This window comes from Caulobacter soli, from assembly GCF_011045195.1.
Taxonomy (GTDB): domain Bacteria; phylum Pseudomonadota; class Alphaproteobacteria; order Caulobacterales; family Caulobacteraceae; genus Caulobacter; species Caulobacter soli.
Window position 1 is genome coordinate 4,657,337 of the sequence record NZ_CP049199.1, and the last position, 19,112, is coordinate 4,676,448.

Sequence of the window (19,112 nt, forward strand, 5' to 3'; positions counted from 1 at the left end):
GGAAGACGACCGCGAAGCGGTCCGTAGGGGGCAAGTGTTAGCCGCCGAAAAACCCGACGGCCGCATGCCGCAGCGGATTGGCCGGGTCGCTCAGCAGCTTCACCGCCATGGCGCACGACATCACCACCAGCAACGGCCGGATCAGCCCAGCCCCGAACCGCATGGCCAGGCGCGAGCCGACCTGGGCCCCGATGAACGCCCCCGCCGCCATCGCCAGGCCGATCGGCCAGACGACCGCGCCCTTCAGGACGAACAGCGACAGGCTGCCTAGGTTCGAAGCCGCGTTGGCCAGCTTGGTGTGGGCCGTGGCCTTCAGCGCGCCGTAGCCCAGCAGGGTGACGATGGCCACCATGTAGAAGGCCCCTGCCCCGGGCCCGAAGATGCCGTCGTAGAAACCGACCAGCGGCGTCACGCAGAAGGCGAAGACCGGCAGGGTCAGGCGCGGATGGACGTCCTCGCTCTTCAGCCCCTTGGAGAAGCCGAAATAGAGGGCGATGACGATCAGCAGGATCGGCACCAGGGCCGCCAGGACGCGGGGCGACAGCAGGCTGGCGCACAGGGCCCCGCACAGGCCGGCGACGGCGGCGCAACCGGCGACCGGCAGGGCGGTCTTCCAGTCGATCAGGCCGCGCCGGGCGAAGGCGCTGGTGGAGGAGATGGCGCTGACGGCGCCCTGCAGCTTGTTGGTGCCCAGGGCCATGACCGGGCTCATGCCGGTCAGCAGCAGGGCCGGCACGGTCAGCAGGCCGCCGCCGCCGGCGATGGCGTCGAACGCCCCGGCGATCGCGGCCACGGCGAACATGGTGGCCAGCAGGGCGAAATCGACGTGCATCTTACTCAAGCCCTTCGCGCGGTCCGCCCTCGAGACGGGCCGGGACCACGCGATGAGCGAGCAACTAGGTCGTGGATTACTTCTGGCGCGCCTTGCGGGCGGCGTACTTGGCGTCGCGAGCGGCCTTCTGCTCGGCGGCGGTCAGGGCCTTGCGCTCTTTACGCTCGGCGCGCTTCTCGGCGAGGGCGGCCTCTTCGCGGGCCAGGATTTCCTGACGGGCGGCTTCCTTGATCGCGGCGCGCTCGGCGCGGACCCGTTCCAGCTCGGCTTCGCGCTCGGCGTGGCGCTGCTCGAAGTTGGGGTCCTGAATGGTGGGCTTCACCTTCATCTTGGCCAGCATGGCCTTCTTGGCTTCGGCGGCGGCGGTGATGCGATCGGCGAAGCCGGTGTTCTTCAGGTGCGACATGAATCTTCTGGTTGGTGGAAAGTGCGCTCCTAAGACCCCAAAACGCCGGAAAAAGCAATTGATCATCCCTCGCCGTCTCCTGGGCGAATGGACGCGGGCCCGTTTCATCGGGCGGCTTTCCGATTCGATCGACCACGGCGCCCGGGCGCTTCCAACCGCCGGGAAAGCGTAAAGCCCCCCGAGGCCCTCATCGCCCTGGCGGAACCTGACGCCTCCGATCACGTAAGGGCGCGCGAATTCCGCCACATGGCGGCGCAAATCGCGAAAACTCCTTATAAAACGGCAACTTGACGGCAACCCACCCAACCTTGACGCACCGCAGCGCGCCCTATAGGTTCCGCCGCGATCAAGCCGGCCGGAAATCCGCCTCTATTGGGGCGGCCGCGGGCGTTTTCGGACCTGACCGCTCCCATGCCCAAGGCCGACGAACCGAACGACAAGGCCCCGCAAAGCCTGGACGCTCGGCTCGACGCTTTCGAGGCGCGAAGAGCGGCGGAAGCGCCGATACGCGCCGAGCACGAGAAATCGTCCCAGGACGGCTATCGTTTGCTGGCGGATCTGATCGGGGGCGTTCTGGTAGGGCTCGGCTTCGGCTGGCTGCTCGACCGTTACGCCGGCACGGGGCCCTGGGGTATGGTCGGCGGTCTGCTGATCGGCATGGGGTCTTCGATCTACATCGTCGTCCGCAAGGCGACAAAATTGAGCGCGCAGGCGTCAGCCCAGTCCTCCTCGAAGGGGCAGGCTGACGGAGACACGGGAGGCGGGTCTACCGCCCCCAAGCAGAAGAGAGACTAGGGCCTTGGCCACGCCGATCGACCCGATGCACCAGTTCATGATCCAAAAGATCGTGGAGCTGCCGTCCGTTACTGTCCCGGGCCTGGGCGCGATCGACCTGTCGATCACCAACTCGATCGCGGCCATGCTGCTGTCGGCCACCCTGATCATCGTCTTCTACGCCTTCGCCGGCAAAGGCGCGGTCGTTCCCGGCCGCCTGCAGACCGTGGGCGAGATGCTCTACGGCATCGTCGACGGCCTGACCGAGTCGATCATCGGCCACGACGGCAAGAAGTACCTGCCCTTCGTCTTCACCCTGTTCGCCTTCGTGCTGTTCGCCAACCTGCAAGGCATGCTGTTCGGCTGGACCGGCAACTTCCTGGGCTTCACCTCGACCTCGCAGCTGGCCGTGACCCTGACCCTGGGCGTGCTGGTCATCCTGACGGTGATCACCGTCGGCGTCGTCAAGAACGGCTTCAAGTTCTTCAAGCTGTTCGCCCCGTCGGGCGTGCCGTGGCCGCTGTATTTCCTGCTGGTCCCGATCGAGATCATCTCGTTCCTGATCCGCCCGATCACCCTGGCGCTTCGTCTGTTCGGCAACATGCTGGGCGGCCACGTGGTGCTGAAGATCTTCGCGACCTTCGTGGCCATCCTGCTGGCCATGGCCCCGGCCTACTGGCTGGTGGGCCTGCTGTCGCTGACCTCCGTCGTCGCCCTGACGGCCCTAGAGTTCATGGTGGCCTTCCTTCAGGCCTTCGTGTTCGCGGTGCTCACCTGCGTCTATCTGAACGACGTCGTGCACCTCGACAGCCACTGATCAACCTTTAGTCTTTCAACCAACACATCACTTCCCAAGGAGTCTCAATCATGGACGCTTCCGCCGCTAAGTTCATCGGCGCCGGCCTGGCTATGCTCGGCATGATCGGCGCGGGCATCGGCCTGGGCATCATGTTCGGCAACTACTTCCAAGGCGCCCTGCGTAACCCGACCGCCGCCGCTCAAGAGCGTCCGATGCTGTTCCTGGGCATGGCTCTGACCGAAGCCCTGGGCATCTTCGCCCTGGTCATCGCCTTCCTGATCCTGTTCTCGAAGTAAAAACCTTGGCGCGCCGGCGGTCCTTCTGGACCACGGCGCTCCAGACTTGTTCTTCGGGCGTTCTCCTCGCTTGAGGATGCTCCAACCTAAAGAGGCTTCTTCGCCCATGGCGACGGAACATCACGGCACGGTCGAGTCGACTGAGCCCCCCCACGGGCAGGAAAGCGGCGGGCTTCCCCAGCTGCAGTTCCAGCACTGGGGCGGCCAGATCGTCTGGCTGCTGCTCATCTTCGCCGTCCTCTTCGCGGTGCTGTCCAAGGTGCTCCTGCCCCGGGTCAGCGGCGCGATCGAGACCCGCGGGGCCAAGATCGCCGGCGACATCGCCGACGCCCGTCGTCTGAAGGACGAAGCCGAGGTCCAGGCCCGCGCGGCCGCGGCCGAGGTGGCCGAGGCTCGCGCCAAGGCCCAGAAGACCGCGGCGGACGCCAAGGCCAAGGCTTCGGCCGAAGCCGCCGAGCGTCAGGCGAAGGAAGAGGCCGCGCTGGCTGAGAAGCTCAGCGCCGCCGAGGCCCGCATTCAGGCCGCCCGCGACGAGGCCATGGGCCACGTCCGCGCGGTGGCCTCGGAGACGGCCGGCGCCATCGTCGAGAAGCTGACGGGCAAGGCGGCTTCGGCCGCCGAGCTCAAGGCCTCGCTGGCCTAAGGAGACGACGATGGAACACGAAGCCCTCTTCGATCTCGCCAATCCCGAGCTGTGGGTCCTGATCGGCCTGGCCCTGTTCATCGGCCTGCTGGTCGTGCTCAAGGTCCTGCCGGGCGCGCTGTTCGGCGCGCTGGACGCCCACGCGGCCAAGATCCAAGCCGAACTCGACGAGGCTCACCAGCTGCGGGAAGAGGCCCAGGCCCTGCTCGCCGAGGTGAAGGCTCAACGGGACGAAGCCGAGCGTCAGGCCGCCGGCATGATCCAAGCCGCCCAGGCCGACGCCGCGCTGATCGCGTCGGAAGCCAAGGCCAAGCTGGAAGAGCAGATCACGCGCCGCGCCGAAATGGCCGAACGCAAGATCGCCCAGGCCGAGGCCCAGGCCGCCGCCGACGTCAAGTCGGCCGCGGTCGACCTCGCCGCCCAGGCGGCCGAGCAGGTCCTGGTCGCCCGCCTCGCCTCGGGCGCGTCGGACGGCCTGGTCGACACGGCCATCAGCCAGATCGGTTCGAAGCTGCAATAGCGGATTCAGATCGGCGATAAAGACAGAAGGGCGCGCTCCGCGAGGGGCGCGCCCTTTTTCTTTGAGCGGGGTCGGCCGTAAAGGCCCTCCCCCCGTGGGGGAGGCGATCGCGCAGCGATCGGTGGGGGGAGTTGTAGGGCGTCGATCGCAGGTCTGGCCGCCTGCCGATCACTCCCCCCTCCGTCGGCTTCGCCGACACCTCCCCCACAGGGGGAGGACCTCGGGACGTCGGCTCGCTAAACCGGCTGCTTCTTCAGCCAGCGCCGCTTGACGTGTTTGCGGCCGCGCTTCAGCACCCGCCAGGACGCCTTGCGCAGGAACAGCTTCTCGGACCGCAGCAGCTGTTGCCAGGCCACCAGCATGATCTCCGGTTCGCGACGCATCAGGCGGCGGATCGGGAAGATCACCTTGGGGTGGCGACGCTGCCAGCGCAGGAAGCGGCGCTTGGCCTGGAACGAGTTGCGCAGCACGATCATCAGCCCGATGACCAGCAGCGGCAGGCCCAGGTGCCCCGGCAGGGGCGTCAGGACGAGGCCGGCCAGCAGCACGAGCACGCCAAAGGCCAGCGCCGCCCAGCGGGCCACGCGCCCCGCGGTTTCCCGCAGGACGAGGGCCAGACGACGACGGCGGCGGTAGAGCCTCGAAGGCAGTCTGGCGAGCGTATCAGCCGGCGAGTTCACGAGCCCCGCTTGAGCGCTTGACGCTTCAGGGACTGACGCTTGACCGACAGGCGCCAGCGCTTGGCCCGGCGCCAGCTGCGCGGCAGGACCAGGCGCTCCATGCGCAGAACCTGCTGCCAGGCCACCGGCATGACTTCCGGCTCGCGGCGCAGCAGGCGACGCAGCGGGAACAGCAGCTTGGGGTGGGCGTGCTGGAAGCGCACGAACTGCTTGCGAGCCTTGAACGAGTTGCGCAGCACCAGCATCAGGCCGACCACCGTCACCGGCACGCCCAGCGGACCGGGCAGCGGCGCGATCAGAATCCCCGCCACCACCAGGATCAGGCCCAGGGTCACCAGCACGATGCGCGAAATCCGCCCGAGAAGCTCGCGGGCGAGTTCATCGGCGACGGAGAAGCGCACGGGCGGCATGGCGAGAGCGAGGTTCATGGCAGGAAGAAACGGGTTCCGTGGTCCGTTTGATCCCGGCGACAGACCGGCCCCTCGGCTCACATAACCCGATATGAGAACGGGGCGCCCTTCCGTAAAGGCGCCCCGTTGTCGCTTTTGCTGACTGTGGCCTCTATTCCGCAGCCAGTGGCGCGGCGGCCACAGGTTTCCACCTCAGACGAGGTTTACGCGCCGCCAGGGTTTCATCCAGACGTTTGAGCGGCGCGTGGTACGGGGCGCCCTTGAAGCGGTCGACGTCTCCCCCCTTGGCGGCGCCCGCCAAGGCGCGAAGCGCGTAGATGAAGCGGTCCAGCTCCTGCTTGCTCTCGGTCTCGGTCGGCTCGATCAGCATCGCGCCGTGCACCACCAGCGGGAAGTACATGGTCATCGGGTGGAAGCCCTCGTCGATCATCGCCTTGGCGAAATCGAGCGTGGTCACCCCGGTGCCTTCCAGCCAGGCGTCGTCGAACAGCGCCTCGTGCATGCACGGGCCATTCGGGAAGGCCGGGCTCATCAGGTCGCTCAGGCGGGCCTTGATGTAGTTGGCGTTCAGCACCGCGTCCTCGGCCACCTGGCGCAGGCCGTCGGCGCCATGGCTGAGCATGTAGGCGTAGGCGCGCACGAACATGCCCATCTGGCCGTGGAAGGCGCTCATCCGGCCGAAGGCCTGGGCGGCGGGGCCCTGGGCCTCCTCGACCAGCGCGAAGCCGTCCTCGCCGCTCACGATCCACGGCGTGGGGGCGAACGGGGCCAGGGCCGCCGACAGCACCACCGGACCCGCGCCCGGACCGCCGCCGCCGTGAGGCGTCGAGAAGGTCTTGTGCAGGTTGATGTGCATGGCGTCGACGCCCAGGTCGCCCGGGCGCACCCGGCCGACGATGGCGTTGAAGTTGGCGCCGTCGCAGTAGAAGTACGCGCCCGCCGCGTGGGTCAGGCGGGCGATCTCGACCACGTCGCGCTCGAACAGGCCGCAGGTGTTGGGGTTGGTGACCATGATGGCGGCCACGTGGTCACCAAGCTTGGACTCCAGGTCCGCCAGGTCGACCCGGCCGTCGTCGGTCTGGGCGATCTCGACGACCGTGTAGCCGCAGAAGGCCGCCGTGGCCGGGTTGGTGCCGTGGGCGCTGGTGGGGGCCAGCACGGTCTTGCGGTGGCCGTTGCCGGCCGCCTCGTGGGCGGCGCGGATGGCCAGCAAGCCGCACAGTTCACCGTGGGCGCCGGCCTTGGGGCTGAGCGCGACAGCTGGCATGCCAGTCAGGGTCTTCAGCCAGTGGGCCAGGCGGTCCATCAGCTCGATCGCGCCCTGCACCGTCGACTGCGGCTGCAGCGGGTGGATGTCGGAGAAGCCCGGCAGGCGCGCCATCTTCTCGTTCAGGCGCGGGTTGTGCTTCATCGTGCACGAGCCCAGCGGATATAGCGCCAGGTCGATGGCGTGGTTCTTCTGCGACAGGCGCACGTAGTGGCGCACCGCTTCCGGCTCCGACAGGCCCGGCAGGCCGATCGGCGCGGTGCGGACCAGGTCGCCCAGGTCGTCGGCCGGCGGCGCGTCCGGCAGGTCGACGCCGGTCTTGTCCCAGGCGTTCAGTTCGAAGATCAGCGCTTCGTCCTGCAGCAGACCACGGGCCCCGGTCAGGGTTTCATGGCCGCCGAGGTCGGCGCTGGCGGCTTCGGGACGGGTCGGCCGTCCGACGTTGTTCATGCTCATTGGCCGATGACCTTGGACAGGACCTTGGAGAAGAAGACGATGTCGCTGTCGGGCGTCGTCTCGGTGGCGGCGACCAGCAGGACGTCGTCCAGGCCGGCGGCCGGGTCGAGGCGCGAGAACGGCACGCCGGCCAGCAGGCCGTTGCCGGCCAGGGTCTCGACCACCTCGGCGGCGTTGCGCGGCAGCCGGATCGCGAACTCGTTGAAGAAGCGCGGGGTCAGGATCTCGACGCCCGGCACGGCGGCCAGGGCGTCGCGCAGCTTCACCGCCTTCTGGTGGTTGACCAGGGCCAGCTGGCGCAGGCCCTTCTCGCCCAGCAGGCTCATGTGGATGCTGAAGGCCAGGGCGCACAGGCCGCTGTTGGTGCAGATGTTCGACGTGGCCTTGTCGCGGCGGATGTGCTGCTCGCGGGTCGACAGGGTGAGGACGAAGCCGCGACGACCGTCGGCGTCGACGGTCTCGCCGCACAGCCGGCCGGGCGCCTGGCGGACGTATTTTTCCTTGCAGGCGAACAGGCCCACATAGGGTCCGCCGAAGTTCAGGCCGTTGCCGATCGACTGGCCCTCGGCCACGACGATGTCGGCGCCCATCTCGCCGGGCGACTTCAGCAGGCCGTACGAGACGGCCTCGGTGGTGACCACGATCAGCAGGGCGCCGGCGGCCTGGGCGGCGGCGGCGATCTTGGTCACGTCGGTGGCGGTGCCGAACACGTTGGGGGTCTGGACGACAACGCAGGCGGTGTCGGCGTCGATGGCGGCGATCACCGCGTCCTCGGCGTCGATCGCCACGGCCAGGCGGTCGGTGGCGACGCCGGCCGCGTGGGCCAGGGTCTCGACCGTGCCGACATAGTGCGGATGCACGCCGCCCGACAGGACGGCCTTGTTCCGGCGGGTGATCCGGGCGGCCATCATCACCGCCTCGGCGGCGGCGGTGGAGCCGTCGTAGAGCGAGGCGTTGGCCACTTCCATGCCGGTTAGCGCCGCGACCTGGGTCTGGAACTCGAACAGCACCTGCAGCGTGCCCTGGGCGATCTCGGGCTGGTAGGGCGTGTAGCTGGTCAGGAATTCCGACCGCTGGATGATGTGGTCGACCGTGGCCGGCACATGGTGGCGATAGGCCCCCGCCCCCACGAAGAACGGGCCTTCCGACGCCGAGTGGTTGCGGCGCGACAGGCCCAGCATCTCGCGCTCGACCTCCAGCTCGCCGGCATGGAACGGCAGGTCGACCGGCTCGGCGCGACGGGCGTCGGCGGGCACGTCGACGAACAGGTCGTCGATCGACTCCGCGCCGATGACGCCGAGCATGTCGGCGCGATCTTCGGGTGTGAGGGGGAGGTAGCGCATCTAGATCGACTTTCCGAAAAGGGCGTCCGTCAGGCGTTTGAAGAAAGGGGTTTGGGGCGCGGCGTCACGCTCGGCCCGGGCGTGTTCGACGGCCGTGGCGACCTGGTCTTCCCGTGCGGTCTCGGCGTCGGCGTCCTCGACCACGCTGATCAGCCAGTCGCGAAAGCCGGCGCGATCGCTCGGCTCGGGCGTCTCCCAGGCTCCCAGGGCCCATCCGGGCAAGACCTTGCCGGTGGCGGGAACCGCGCAGACCGCGCCGGTCGCGAGCACGAACGAGGCGGTGGCCTGGGCCAGGTCGAACACCAGGTCGCAGACCTCGTCCGTCGCCTCGCCCAACTCGATCACGGCGATGTCGTCCTGCGGATCGAGATCCAGGAAGAGCACCACGCGCCCTTCCCGGATCACTTCGCCATCGGTGCCCATCGTCGTTTCGGCCGCCACCAGGACTTCCACCACCGCCGCCTGATAGGCCGCCGGAGCCGGCGTCAGGGTCGAGTTGTGGAGGAAGACCTGGACCATGGCCTAGAGCGAGCTCAGGAACGCTTCGTAGGCCACGCGGTCCATCAGGGCGTCGACCTCGGCGGGGTTGCTCAGCTTGATCTTGGCGAACCAGCCGCCGGCTTCCGGCACGGCGTTGACGGTCTCGGGCGCGTCCGACAGCTGGCCGTTGGCCTCGACCACCTCGCCCGACACCGGGGCGTAGACGTCGGAAGCGGCCTTGACGCTCTCGACCACGGCCAGGGCGTCGCCCTGCTTCACGGTCTTGCCGACGTCCGGCACCTCGACGAACACCACGTCGCCCAGCTGCTCGGCGGCGTAGCCGGTGATGCCGACGGTGGCGATGTCGCCGACGACTTCAACCCACTCGTGATCCTTGGTGAAATGCATGGTCTTGGCCCTTGGTTAGATCTTGCGCACGTAGCGGGTGGGGACGAACGGCGAGGTCACGACCTCGGCCTTCTGCGGCTTGCCGCGAACGATGACCTTCAGCGTCGAGCCCACCACCGCGAATTGCGGCGGCACGAAGCCGATGGCGATGGCGCCGCCGAAGCTGGGACCAAAGCCGCCGCTGGTGACCACGCCGATCACGGCGCCGGTCTCGTCGGCGATCTCCGCGCCCTCGCGGGCCGGAGCGCCCTCCAGCACCTTCAGATTGACGCGCACGCGCTTGAGATCGCCCGCCAGTTCCTTAGCGATGCGATCAGCGCCCAGATAGTCGCCGGCCTCGCGGCGGCTCTTGCCGACGGCGAACGGCATGCCGGCCTCGATCGGCGAGACCGTCTCGTCCATGTCGTGACCATAGAGCGGCAGGCCGGCCTCCAGGCGCAGACTGTCGCGCGCGCCCAGGCCGATGGCCTTGACCCGCTCGTCCTCCAGCAGGGTGTTCCAGATACGCTCGGCCTCGGTGGCGGGCACCGAGATCTCGTAGCCGTCCTCGCCGGTATAGCCCGAGCGCGAGATGATGGCGTCGGTCCCGAAAGCGGTCAGGGCGACGGTGTCCATGAACACCATGCTCGCGGCTTGCGGCACGTGGGCGGTCAAAACAGCGGCGGCCTCGGGGCCTTGCAGGGCCAGCAGGGCGCGGTCTTCCAGGCGCTCGACGGTCGCCTCGCCCTGGAGGGCCTTGGCGATGATGGCGTAGTCGTTGTCCTTGCAGGCTCCGTTGACGACGATGAACAGGCCGTCGTCGTCGGGACGGGCGGTCATCAGGTCGTCGATCACGCCGCCCTGCGCATTCAGCAGCACGGCGTAGCGTTGCTTGCCCGGCTTGAGGCCTTGGTAGTCAGCCGAGACCAGTTTCTCGAAGCTCTTGGCGGGGTTCTCGCCGCGCAGCCGGGCCTGGCCCATGTGCGAGACGTCGAACAGGCCCGCGTGCTCGCGGGTCCACAGATGCTCCTTCAGCACCCCGTCCTTGTACTGCACGGGCATGTGGTAGCCCGCGAACGGCACCATGCGAGCGCCAGCGGCGACGTGCGCGTCGTACAGGGGTGTCTTCTTAAGATCTGGGTCGGACACGCTTTGGGCTCCAAACGGGGACGGCGCTGCAAGCCCGGCTTTCACCAGGCGATAGCGCCCCCGCTGTCCCTTTGACCTGAGAGATTCCGGACCCGAAACAGGTCCTTGCTCCTTCGGCGGGCAGCTCTCGCGAACTGCCTCTTTCCAGCGTTCCTAAACCCGCGCGGTCCTTTTGCCTGAGCGTTTCCGGGGCGGTTGCGCCTTCGGCCTCGCGACTCAAAGAGTCCCGATGTCTCCCGCGTGGGTCGAAGCGGTGTTTGGGCGAGGGGCCGCGCGGAGTCAACGGTGCGCGTGCGTGGTCGCGCGAGGGTTGAGAACATTTCAGGAACATGATTAGCTTTGAGGTCGCAAATTGCGACCTCAAAGGACGGTCATGACCAACACACGTGCCCTGATCTTGGATTTCACACCCACCCAAGCTCCGCCGGTGTTCGTCGTCCGCGATCTGTCCGTTATTCTGGACGTAGATCTTGCTCGGCTTTTCGGCTTGGAGACGGGGCGTCTAAACGAGCAAGTGCGCCGCAACGCGCAACGGTTCGACGCCTTTGCCTTTCAGCTGTCAGTCGAGGAATTTTCGAACTTGAGATCGCAAAATGCGATCTCAAGTTCGTCGCACGGCGGACGCAGATACAGGCCATACGCCTTCACGGAGCATGGCGTGGTCATGGCCGCCACTGTCCTGAAATCCGAGCAGGCGGTCGCCGCTTCGCGCTTCATCATCAAGGTGTTCGTCGAGGCTCGCCGCAAGTCGCTGGTCTCGGACGGCGCGAACCTGCCCTCGCTGATCGACGCGCATGGGCTGCCGCCGCTAGAGGGCGAGACCCGCACGGGCCTAATGAGCAAGCTGAACGGCGCCCTGGGCCGGGTGCTGGACGCTATCGCCGATCCAGAGACCCAGACCACCGTCCGCGACGAGGCCCACGCCATCGCCGCCGAGGGCCTGCGCAGTATCAAGGAATACCTCAAGCGGGCCGGCGTTCAGAACGAGAAGACCCTGGCCGAGGTGCGCAAGCTGCTGGCCGAGGCCGACGCTCTGGAGGCCGAGACCGCTCAGAAGCGCACCGAAAACCAGCACCGCCAGCTGGCCTTGCTGGCCAAACAGTTGCGCCTGGTGCTGGTGGCCCAGCAGTACCTGGAAACCGGCGGTGTCGAAGGCCTGCTGGCGACGCTCAAGGATCTTGAGCGCCCCTAGGCTACATCCGCTCCGGCGCTTCGATGCCCAGCAGGTTCAGCGCCAGCTCCAGCTGCTTCAGCGTGGTCTCCGCCAGGGCCAGGCGCGAGGCCCGGACGGCCGGTTCGTCGGCACTGAGAATCGGACAGGCGGCGTAGAACTTCGAGAAGGTCTGGGCCAGCTTGTAGGCGTGCTCGGCGATGAAGTTGGGGGCCTTCTTGTCGTAGGCCTCCGACAGCGCGCCCTCGAACGCGTCCAGCAGCAGGGTCAGGTCGCGCTCGGCCGGCTCGCCGACGACGATCGGACCCGACACGACCTTCTGCTCGGCCGCCTTGCGCAGGATGCTCTTGATGCGCACCGACTGGTACAGCAGGTACGGCCCGGTCTTGCCCTCGAAGCTGGTGAAGCGGTCGAGATCGAAGACGTAGGAGGTGCCGCGGAAGTTCTGCAGGTCGGCGAACTTCAGGGCCGCGATCCCCACCTTGTGGGCGGTGTCCTCGAAGGCCTCTTCCGACAGCTCGGCGCCCAGCCCGGCTTCGCGCAGGCGCTCGCGGGCCTTCTCGCGGGCCATCTCGATCAGGTCATGCAGCTTGAGCACGCCGCCGGCGCGGGTCTTGAACGGCTTGCCGTCGGCGCCGTTCATGGTGCCAAAGCCGATGTGCTCCAGCCCGCCCGGCTCGGCGTAGCCGGCCAGGTACGAGGCGCGGAACACCTGCTCGAAGTGGTCGGCCTGGCGCTGGTCCACGGCGTAGAGGATCAGGTGCGGATCGAAGCTCTTGCGGCGATCCAGGATCGTGGCCAGGTCGGTCGTGCCGTACATGGCCGAGCCTTCCGACGAGACGACCAGCAGCGGATCGGGGCTCTCGACCTCGACCACCGAACCGTCGGGCAGCTTCTTCTTCTTGGTCTCGCCGGGACGGGCCACGCGGACGATCCGGGCGCCCTGGTCGTTGACCAGCAGGCCCTTGGCCTCCAGCTGGCTGACCATCGGGGCGATCAGGTCCTGCACGTCGCTCTCGCCCTTCCAGAGGTCGAAATCGACGCCCAGGGCATGGAACTCGCGCTCCAGGGCCACGCGGCTGATGTTGACGAAGTGCCGCCACAGCAGGCGATAGCCGAAGCGGCCATTCTGCAGCTCGGCGGTGGCCTTGCGGGCCTTTTCCTTGAACTCGGGATCTTCCTTCTGGCGCGCCGAGGCGGCCGGGTAGAGGCGATCGAGGTCCTCGAGGCTGACGCGCGAGGCGAACTCGGCCATCACCTTGTCCTCGTCGGCCTTGGAGAAGCCGCGCGGGGCTTCGACCAGGCGCTCGAGCAGGGCGCGGATGAAGGCGTCCTCTTCCATGATGGCGCTGATCAGCAGGCCCATCTGGAAGCCCCAGTCGCCGAAGTGGGCGTCGCCCACCACGTCGTCGCCGCGGAAACGGTACAGGCGCTTGACCGACTCGCCGATGATCGAGGCGCGCAGGTGGCCGACGTGCATCGGCTTGGCGACGTTGGGGCCGGCATAGTCGACCAGCACGCGGCGCGGCGCGGCCAGGGGCTCGGCCCCGGCGCGCGGATCGGCGGCGATCTCGTTGGCGCGGGCGGCCAGGGCGTCGCTGGAGACACGCATGTTGATGAAGCCGACGCCGGCGATCTCGACGGAGGCCAGGCGCGGGTCGGTCTTCAGGATGTCGACGACCTGCACGGCGATCTCGCGCGGGTTGCGCTTGGCGCTCTTGGCGGCCGCCAGGGCCCCGTTGCATTGGAAGTCGGCCAGGTCGGGCCGGTCGGACGCGGTGACGCGACCGAAGTCGGGGGACAGTCCGGCGGCCTGGAAGGCGGCCGCGGCCGCCTCGCTCAGGGACCGCTTCAAATCACTCATGGCTTGGCGACGTTTCCGGGGGTCTGGGTTTGAGCCTGCTGGGTCTGGCCGGCGTTGACGCGGAAGCGTTTGCCGTCACGGTTGAAGGCGGCCATTTCCGGGGTCACGTCGAAGCCGATCAGGACCTCGAAATTGCCGCCGCTGACCTTTTCGTCGGCGCGCGGGATGGTGATGGTCTTCAGGGTTTCGTTCGCATAGAGGCGATCCTGGCCCTGGGCGAAGGTCACCGGCAGATCGAAATATTCCTTGGCCAGAACGCTCTTGTTGCGCTCGGTCACGGCCACCCAATAGCGATAGGTCTTCTTGTCGCCGGTCGCCTGCGGGCCGCGGCCCAGTTCGAACAGCAGATTGACCTGCATCTTGATCGGGTCGTTGCTCTTGTAGGCGCAGCCCGAGGTCAGGCCCTGGATCTCGCCGGTATAGGCGGTGTTGCTGGCCGCCTCCTTGCCGTCCTTGAACTCGACATAGCGGCTGGCGTCGTACAGCACCTTCACGAAGGGGCACGGGCCGGCGTTGCGCAGTTGGGCCAGGGGAGCCTTGGGCTGGTTCCACTCGCTGTCGCGCTTCTTCTTCTTCGAGGCCGCGTCGTCATCGCCGCCGCCGCCCGGGCCGCCGCCGCCGGGGCCCTGACCGCCCATCTGGGCGTGAGCGGTCGCGGCCGTCCCGGCGATCGAGAGAGCCATCAGGGCGCTGAGGGCGACGGTGAGATTGCGGCGCATGAAACGTCCGGTCCGAGATTGGAAAGCTTGAGCGGGAATTTCCCGCCAGCGTCATGGAGCCTGATAAAGGCATATGCGTGACGTCGCAATGCGCAGCAGATTTCAAGAGGATACGGCGGACTTTTCGGGCAGGCGCTGGCGCGCGCGGCCCGGAACCCTTAGGTTCGACGCCATGAACGCCCATTCGCCCATCTCCAGCCCCGGCCGCCGCGACCTGCGCGTGGTTCTGGCCAGTCCGCGCGGCTTCTGCGCCGGCGTCGACCGGGCGATCCAGATCGTCGAACGGACGATCGAGAAGTTCGGCGCGCCGGTCTATGTGCGCCACGAGATCGTCCACAACCGCCACGTGGTCGATCGCCTCAAGGCCCTGGGCGCGGTGTTCATCGAGGAACTGGAAGAGGCCCCGGCCGACCGGCCCGTGGTGTTCTCGGCCCATGGCGTGCCCAAGTCTGTGCCGGCCGAGGCCAAGTCGCGCGAGATGGTCTATCTCGACGCCACCTGCCCGCTGGTCTCCAAGGTCCATGTCGAGGCCCAGAAGCATTTCGACGCCGGCCGCGAGATCGTGCTGATCGGCCATGCGGGTCACCCCGAGGTGGTCGGCACCATGGGCCAATTGCCCGAGGGCACGGTCACCCTGATCGAGGACATCGACGACGCTCGCGCCTGGATCCCCAAGAACCCGGCCAACGTCGCCTTCCTCACCCAGACCACCCTGTCGGTCGACGACACCGCCGAGATGGTCGACCTGCTCAAGGCGCGCTTCCCGGGCATCGCCGCCCCGCACAAGGAAGACATCTGCTACGCCACCACCAACCGCCAGGAAGCGGTGAAGATGCTGGCTGAAGCTTCGGAGCTGATCCTGGTCGTCGGCTCGAAGAACTCGTCCAACTCGGTGCGGCTGATGGAGGTCGGCAAGCGGGCCGGCGCCAAGGACGCCCGGCTGATCGACGACGCGCGCGGCATCGACTGGGCGTGGTTCGAGGGCGTCAGCGTTGTCGGCGTCACCGCCGGCGCCTCGGCCCCCGAGGATCTGGTCCAGGGCGTGATCGACGCCATGACCGCCCGCTACGACGTCACCGTCGAGGAACTGATCGAGGCGCGCGAGACCGTGACCTTCAAGCTGCCGCGGTTGCTGACCGCCTAGGCCACTCGAGTACGGAGCCAATCGGTCAGAGTCGGAATATCCAGCTCCCCGGCGGCGAGCTTGAAGAACGTCCGCGCCGCATCGGCCTGATCCGCCCTCAAGCGCATGCCGTTGGCTCGAAGAAACAGCGCCATCGCCTGGAAGGCCGCTCGCTTGTTGCCGTCGATAAAGGGATGATTGCCCGAGACGGCCACGGCGTAAGTCGCCGCAAGTTCCAGCAAGTCTTCTACGCCGTCATAGTGAAATCGGTTCTTCGGCCGTTCCAGGGCGGATTCCAGCAACCCCTCGTCCCGCACGCCTGACGGGCCGCCATGCAAGGCCAGACTACGCTCGTGCAACACCTTGATCGCTTGGCTCTGAACCCAGACGGGTTCGCGCGCGTCAGTCACTTAGCCAGCGCGCGGAAGGTATCACGGTACTCGTCCATAATTTCCTCACCCAAAGCGATCTGGCGGGCCACTTCTGGATCGTAGGGCGAAATCTGCATTGCGCCGTCGGCCGCCTCGGTCAGGTAGACGACATCGCCCTTTTCAACGCCGAGCTTCACCAGCGCCTCCTTAGGCAAGACCACGCCGACGGAATTGCCGATTTGGGTAAGCTTCAGGGCGATCACGGGCATCTCCGAGCGTTCTTACGTTGGTTATACCTCACAGCGCTCTTGACCGCCAGCGCCCGCTCCCGCATCCCCGCGCCATGGCCGTCTATACCGACATCACCGACGACGAACTCGCCGCCTTCCTGGGCGACTACGACCTGGGGCAGGCCGTGGCGTTCAAGGGCATCGCCGAGGGCGTGGAGAACTCCAACTTCCTGCTGGAGACCACCGCCGGCCGGTTCATCCTCACGGTCTACGAGCGACGCGCCAAGCCCGAGGACCTGCCCTATTTCCTGGACCTGCTGACCTGGCTGGCCGATCGCGGCTATCCCAGCGCCAAGCCGATCGCCGACCGCTCGGGCGCCACGCTGAAGACCGTGCGCGGCAAGCCCGCCGCCCTGGTTGAATTCCTGCCCGGCCTGTCGGCGCGCCGCCCGACCGTCGCCCATTGCCGCGAAGCCGGCGAGGGCCTGGCCTGGCTGCACCTGGCCGGCGAAGGCTATCCGGCCCGCCGCGCCAACGACCTGGGCCAGCCGCACTGGGCGCCGCTGTTTTCCAAGCACCGCAAGGACGCCGACGGCCTGAAGCCCGGCCTGGCCGCCACCATCGACAAGGACCTGGCGGCCCTGGCCCTGGCCTGGCCGCGCGGCCTGCCGTCGGGCGTGATCCACGCCGACTACTTCCCCGACAACGTGTTCTTCAAGCCGGACGGCAAGTTCGCGGCCGCCATCGACTTCTACTTCGCCTGCGACGACGCCTACGCCTACGACGTGGCCGTGACCCTGAACGCCTGGTGCTTCGAGTCCGACGGCAGCTTCAACATCACCGCCGCCCGGGCCCTGATCGCCGGCTACGAGCGCCGCCGGCCGCTCAGCCCGGCCGAGCGCGACGCCATCCCGATCCTGGCGCGCGGCGCGGCCATGCGCTTCTTCCTGACCCGCCTGGCCGACTGGGGCGCGACCCCGGCCGGGGCCCTGGTCAAGCCGAAGGACCCGCTGGAATACGAGCGCAAGCTGGCCGTGCACCGCGAGGGCCTCAGCCTGTTCGGAACCGGCGCATGACCCCCAAGCTGATCATCTATACCGACGGCGCCTGTCGCGGGAATCCCGGCCCCGGCGGCTGGGGCGCCCTGCTGATGTACGGCGACAAGAAGAAAGAGCTCTGCGGCGGCGACCTGGCGACCACCAACAACCGCATGGAGCTGATGGGCGCCATCCAGGCCCTGGAAGCCCTGAACAAGCCCACCAAGGCCGAGCTGCACACCGACAGCCAGTACGTGATGAAGGGCGTCACCCAGTGGATCCATGGCTGGAAGGCCAAGGGCTGGAAAACCGCCGACAAGAGCCCCGTCAAGAACGTCGACCTGTGGCAACGCCTGGACGCCGCCCGGGCCCGGCACGAGGTCGACTGGCGCTGGGTCAAGGGCCACGCTGGGCACGTGCACAACGAACGCGCCGATGAGCTGGCGCGGCTGGGCATGCTGAAGGCGCTGGGCGAGAAGGCTTAGGCGCTGTGCGGCCTTCGAGGCCCGCTACGCGGGCGCCTCAGGATGAGGAGCGTTGTTGCTGAATTCCTCATCCTGAGATGCGGAGCGAAGCGAAGCCTCGAAGGACGCGGAGCCTAGGCCGCCAACACTCCCGGCTCATCCCCCGTCGCGAACGGCAACCCTTCATCCTCCCAGCCGGTAATCCCGCCGATCATCAACTTCACCGGACGATCCAGCATCGCCAGCTTCAAGGCCGCGCGGTCGGCGCCGTTGCAGTGCGGACCGGCGCAATAGACCACGAACAGGGTGTCTGCCGGCCACGCCGCCATCCGCTCGGCGGTGATCTCGGCATGGCGCAGGTGCAAGGCGCCCGGCACGTGGCGGCGGGCATAGGCCTGGGGCGAGCCCACGACGTGCAGCAGGACGAAGTCCTTCTCGCCGGCCTTCATCGAGGCTCCGACGTCGGCGCAATCGGTCTCCAGGCTCAGCCGGGCGGCGAAATGGGCGATGGCGGCGTCGGACGCGGCGGCGGGGATGGCGGAAACGAAACTCATGGCGGCCTCCTCTGTTGGCGAGGAAGACTTGCCTCAGGCGGCGGCGTCGCGTTAGCTGGCATGATCGACAATGACCGTAAAGATCATGCCAAACCCCTCCAAGTCGGCCGGACCCGCCAACCGCAAGGTCGTCGCCCTGGCTTATGACGGCCTGTGCACCTTCGAATTCGGAGTCGCGGTCGAGCTGTTCGGCCTGCCCCGGCCGGAGATGGGTCCGGACTGGTACGCCTTCGCCACGGCGGCGATCGAGCCCGGCCCCTTGCGCGGCCTGGGTGGCGTCCAGGTGGTCGCCGACGGCGGGCTGGAACTGGTCGAGCAGGCCGGCACGATCATCGCCCCCGGCTGGCGCGGGGCCGACGCGCCCGTGCCCCAGCCGCTGATCGACGCCCTGCGGACGGCCCACGCCAACGGCGCGCGGGTGATGTCGATCTGCTCGGGCGTCTTCGTGCTGGCGGCGGCGGGCCTGCTGGCGGGGCGGCGGGCCACCACCCACTGGCGCTATGTCGACACGCTGCGCGCCCTGCACCCCGACATCGATGTGCTGCCCGACGTGCTCTATGTCGACGAGGGCGACGTCATGACCTCGGCCGGCAGCGCCGCGGGGCTGGACCTGGGCCTGCACCTGGTGCGCCGCGACTTCGGGCCCGAGGCGGCCAACACCGTGGCCCGGCGGCTGGTGATCCCGCCGCATCGCGACGGCGGCCAGGCCCAGTTCATCCAGCGCCCGGTGCCGACCGTCCACGAGGCCGGCCGCCTGTCGCCGATCCTGGACCGCATGCGCGCCGACCTGTCGCGCGAACACACGGTCAAGGCCCTGGCCGACGCGGCCGGCATGAGCCCGCGCACCTTCCTGCGCCGCTTCGAGGCCGCCACCGGCCTGACCCCGGCCCGCTGGCTGCTGGCCGAGCGCCTGGCCCGGGCCCGCGACCTGCTAGAGACCACCCCGGCCAGCGTCGAGCAGATCGCCCAGACCGTGGGCTTTGGCGCGCCGGCCCTGCGCCACCACTTCAGGAAGTCGCTGGCGACCACGCCCCAGGCCTATCGCGCGCGGTTTGGGGGCTAGGGCCTCCGACACAACGTCGCCAGCCTGAAACGATCTCGCCGCGAAATGACCTTGGTCGCGCCCTGGCGAAGTCC

24 protein-coding genes and 1 riboswitch are annotated in these 19,112 nt (G+C 68.1%); of the genes, 10 read left to right on the forward strand and 14 right to left on the reverse strand.

Annotated elements, in window-relative coordinates; translation table 11 throughout:
* Positions 1–37: 37 nt before the first annotated feature.
* Both G3M62_RS21620 and G3M62_RS21625 read right to left on the reverse strand, forming a co-directional pair.
* Positions 38–832, reverse strand: coding sequence for a TSUP family transporter (locus G3M62_RS21620; protein WP_165191403.1), 795 nt, complete (start codon positions 830–832; stop codon positions 38–40).
* A 76-nt stretch (positions 833–908) separates the two neighbouring features.
* Positions 909–1,238: a DUF6481 family protein gene (locus G3M62_RS21625; protein ID WP_165190611.1), complete on the reverse strand. Its 330-nt coding sequence runs from the start codon at positions 1,236–1,238 to the stop codon at positions 909–911.
* 411 nt (positions 1,239–1,649) lie between these two features.
* Here G3M62_RS21625 and G3M62_RS21630 point away from each other — a divergent pair, with 411 nt between their 5' ends.
* The 5 genes from G3M62_RS21630 to G3M62_RS21650 all read left to right on the forward strand — a co-directional run bounded on the left by G3M62_RS21630 (position 1,650) and on the right by G3M62_RS21650 (position 4,270).
* Positions 1,650–2,033 (forward strand): AtpZ/AtpI family protein, encoded by a 384-nt coding sequence (locus G3M62_RS21630; protein WP_165190612.1) that lies wholly within the window; start codon positions 1,650–1,652, stop codon positions 2,031–2,033.
* Positions 2,034–2,058: 25 nt separating this feature from the next.
* Positions 2,059–2,829: a F0F1 ATP synthase subunit A gene (locus G3M62_RS21635; protein ID WP_165191404.1), complete on the forward strand. Its 771-nt coding sequence runs from the start codon at positions 2,059–2,061 to the stop codon at positions 2,827–2,829.
* A 50-nt stretch (positions 2,830–2,879) separates the two neighbouring features.
* The gene (locus G3M62_RS21640) at positions 2,880–3,107 is read left to right on the forward strand and encodes a F0F1 ATP synthase subunit C (RefSeq protein ID WP_018061086.1); all 228 of its coding nucleotides are present in this window, start codon (positions 2,880–2,882) and stop codon (positions 3,105–3,107) included.
* 106 nt (positions 3,108–3,213) lie between these two features.
* On the forward strand, positions 3,214–3,750 hold the full coding sequence (locus G3M62_RS21645; protein WP_165190613.1) for a F0F1 ATP synthase subunit B family protein: 537 nt from the start codon (positions 3,214–3,216) through the stop codon (positions 3,748–3,750).
* Between the two features lie 10 nt (positions 3,751–3,760).
* The gene (locus G3M62_RS21650; protein WP_165190614.1) at positions 3,761–4,270 is read left to right on the forward strand and encodes a F0F1 ATP synthase subunit B; all 510 of its coding nucleotides are present in this window, start codon (positions 3,761–3,763) and stop codon (positions 4,268–4,270) included.
* Positions 4,271–4,506: 236 nt separating this feature from the next.
* Here G3M62_RS21650 and G3M62_RS21655 read toward each other — a convergent pair whose 3' ends face one another.
* From G3M62_RS21655 to gcvT, 7 genes are all read right to left on the reverse strand, one after another.
* Positions 4,507–4,950 carry a hypothetical protein gene (locus G3M62_RS21655; RefSeq protein ID WP_165190615.1) on the reverse strand — a complete coding sequence of 148 codons (444 nt, stop codon included), beginning with the start codon at positions 4,948–4,950 and terminating at the stop codon, positions 4,507–4,509.
* Complete coding sequence (locus G3M62_RS21660; RefSeq protein ID WP_165190616.1) at positions 4,947–5,378, reverse strand: hypothetical protein; 432 nt, start codon at positions 5,376–5,378, stop codon at positions 4,947–4,949. The genes G3M62_RS21655 and G3M62_RS21660 overlap by 4 nt, the downstream gene beginning before the upstream one ends.
* Before the next feature lie 133 nt (positions 5,379–5,511).
* Positions 5,512–7,083 carry an aminomethyl-transferring glycine dehydrogenase subunit GcvPB gene (gene gcvPB / locus G3M62_RS21665; RefSeq protein ID WP_165190617.1) on the reverse strand — a complete coding sequence of 524 codons (1,572 nt, stop codon included), beginning with the start codon at positions 7,081–7,083 and terminating at the stop codon, positions 5,512–5,514.
* Positions 7,080–8,426, reverse strand: coding sequence for an aminomethyl-transferring glycine dehydrogenase subunit GcvPA (gcvPA, locus tag G3M62_RS21670; RefSeq protein WP_165190618.1), 1,347 nt, complete (start codon positions 8,424–8,426; stop codon positions 7,080–7,082). The genes gcvPB and gcvPA overlap by 4 nt, the downstream gene beginning before the upstream one ends.
* Positions 8,427–8,945: a hypothetical protein gene (locus tag G3M62_RS21675; protein WP_165190619.1), complete on the reverse strand. Its 519-nt coding sequence runs from the start codon at positions 8,943–8,945 to the stop codon at positions 8,427–8,429.
* 3 nt (positions 8,946–8,948) lie between these two features.
* Positions 8,949–9,314 carry a glycine cleavage system protein GcvH gene (gcvH, locus tag G3M62_RS21680; protein WP_165190620.1) on the reverse strand — a complete coding sequence of 122 codons (366 nt, stop codon included), beginning with the start codon at positions 9,312–9,314 and terminating at the stop codon, positions 8,949–8,951.
* Positions 9,315–9,329: 15 nt separating this feature from the next.
* On the reverse strand, positions 9,330–10,487 hold the full coding sequence (gene gcvT / locus G3M62_RS21685) for a glycine cleavage system aminomethyltransferase GcvT (protein ID WP_425483798.1): 1,158 nt from the start codon (positions 10,485–10,487) through the stop codon (positions 9,330–9,332).
* A gap of 109 nt (positions 10,488–10,596) precedes the next feature.
* A riboswitch (glycine riboswitch) is annotated at positions 10,597–10,691 on the reverse strand.
* Between the two features lie 124 nt (positions 10,692–10,815).
* Between gcvT and G3M62_RS21690 the strand changes: the two genes are divergently transcribed.
* Entirely contained in the window at positions 10,816–11,634 is an 819-nt protein-coding gene (locus G3M62_RS21690; protein WP_165190622.1) for an ORF6N domain-containing protein, read from the forward strand.
* Position 11,635: 1 nt separating this feature from the next.
* Here the strand turns inward: G3M62_RS21690 and G3M62_RS21695 are convergent, their stop codons facing one another.
* Together G3M62_RS21695 and G3M62_RS21700 are read right to left on the reverse strand one after the other, a co-directional pair.
* Positions 11,636–13,477: an arginine--tRNA ligase gene (locus tag G3M62_RS21695; protein ID WP_165190623.1), complete on the reverse strand. Its 1,842-nt coding sequence runs from the start codon at positions 13,475–13,477 to the stop codon at positions 11,636–11,638.
* A complete protein-coding gene (locus G3M62_RS21700) occupies positions 13,474–14,196 on the reverse strand; it encodes a Tat pathway signal sequence domain protein (protein ID WP_165190624.1) in 723 nt (240 codons plus the stop codon). Before G3M62_RS21700 ends, G3M62_RS21695 begins: the two co-directional genes overlap by 4 nt.
* Positions 14,197–14,368: 172 nt before the next feature.
* On the opposite strand from G3M62_RS21700, the gene ispH reads away from it, so the two are divergent.
* Complete coding sequence (ispH, locus tag G3M62_RS21705; protein ID WP_165190625.1) at positions 14,369–15,340, forward strand: 4-hydroxy-3-methylbut-2-enyl diphosphate reductase; 972 nt, start codon at positions 14,369–14,371, stop codon at positions 15,338–15,340.
* Here the strand turns inward: ispH and G3M62_RS21710 are convergent.
* Positions 15,337–15,729 carry a type II toxin-antitoxin system death-on-curing family toxin gene (locus G3M62_RS21710; RefSeq protein WP_165190626.1) on the reverse strand — a complete coding sequence of 131 codons (393 nt, stop codon included), beginning with the start codon at positions 15,727–15,729 and terminating at the stop codon, positions 15,337–15,339. The genes ispH and G3M62_RS21710 overlap by 4 nt on opposite strands.
* Positions 15,726–15,953, reverse strand: a complete 228-nt coding sequence (locus tag G3M62_RS21715) for an AbrB/MazE/SpoVT family DNA-binding domain-containing protein (protein WP_165190627.1) — start codon at positions 15,951–15,953, stop codon at positions 15,726–15,728. Before G3M62_RS21715 ends, G3M62_RS21710 begins: the two co-directional genes overlap by 4 nt.
* A gap of 80 nt (positions 15,954–16,033) precedes the next feature.
* Here G3M62_RS21715 and thrB point away from each other — a divergent pair, with 80 nt between their 5' ends.
* Together thrB and rnhA are read left to right on the forward strand one after the other, a co-directional pair.
* Positions 16,034–16,996 carry a homoserine kinase gene (thrB, locus tag G3M62_RS21720; protein WP_165190628.1) on the forward strand — a complete coding sequence of 321 codons (963 nt, stop codon included), beginning with the start codon at positions 16,034–16,036 and terminating at the stop codon, positions 16,994–16,996.
* Positions 16,993–17,442 carry a ribonuclease HI gene (gene rnhA, locus G3M62_RS21725; RefSeq protein ID WP_165190629.1) on the forward strand — a complete coding sequence of 150 codons (450 nt, stop codon included), beginning with the start codon at positions 16,993–16,995 and terminating at the stop codon, positions 17,440–17,442. The genes thrB and rnhA overlap by 4 nt, the downstream gene beginning before the upstream one ends.
* Before the next feature lie 113 nt (positions 17,443–17,555).
* Here the strand turns inward: rnhA and G3M62_RS21730 are convergent, their stop codons facing one another.
* Positions 17,556–17,975: a rhodanese-like domain-containing protein gene (locus G3M62_RS21730; RefSeq protein WP_165190630.1), complete on the reverse strand. Its 420-nt coding sequence runs from the start codon at positions 17,973–17,975 to the stop codon at positions 17,556–17,558.
* Between the two features lie 85 nt (positions 17,976–18,060).
* On the opposite strand from G3M62_RS21730, the gene ftrA reads away from it, so the two are divergent.
* A complete protein-coding gene (gene ftrA, locus G3M62_RS21735) occupies positions 18,061–19,038 on the forward strand; it encodes a transcriptional regulator FtrA (RefSeq protein WP_205692026.1) in 978 nt (325 codons plus the stop codon).
* The last annotated feature ends 74 nt before the right edge of the window (positions 19,039–19,112 follow it).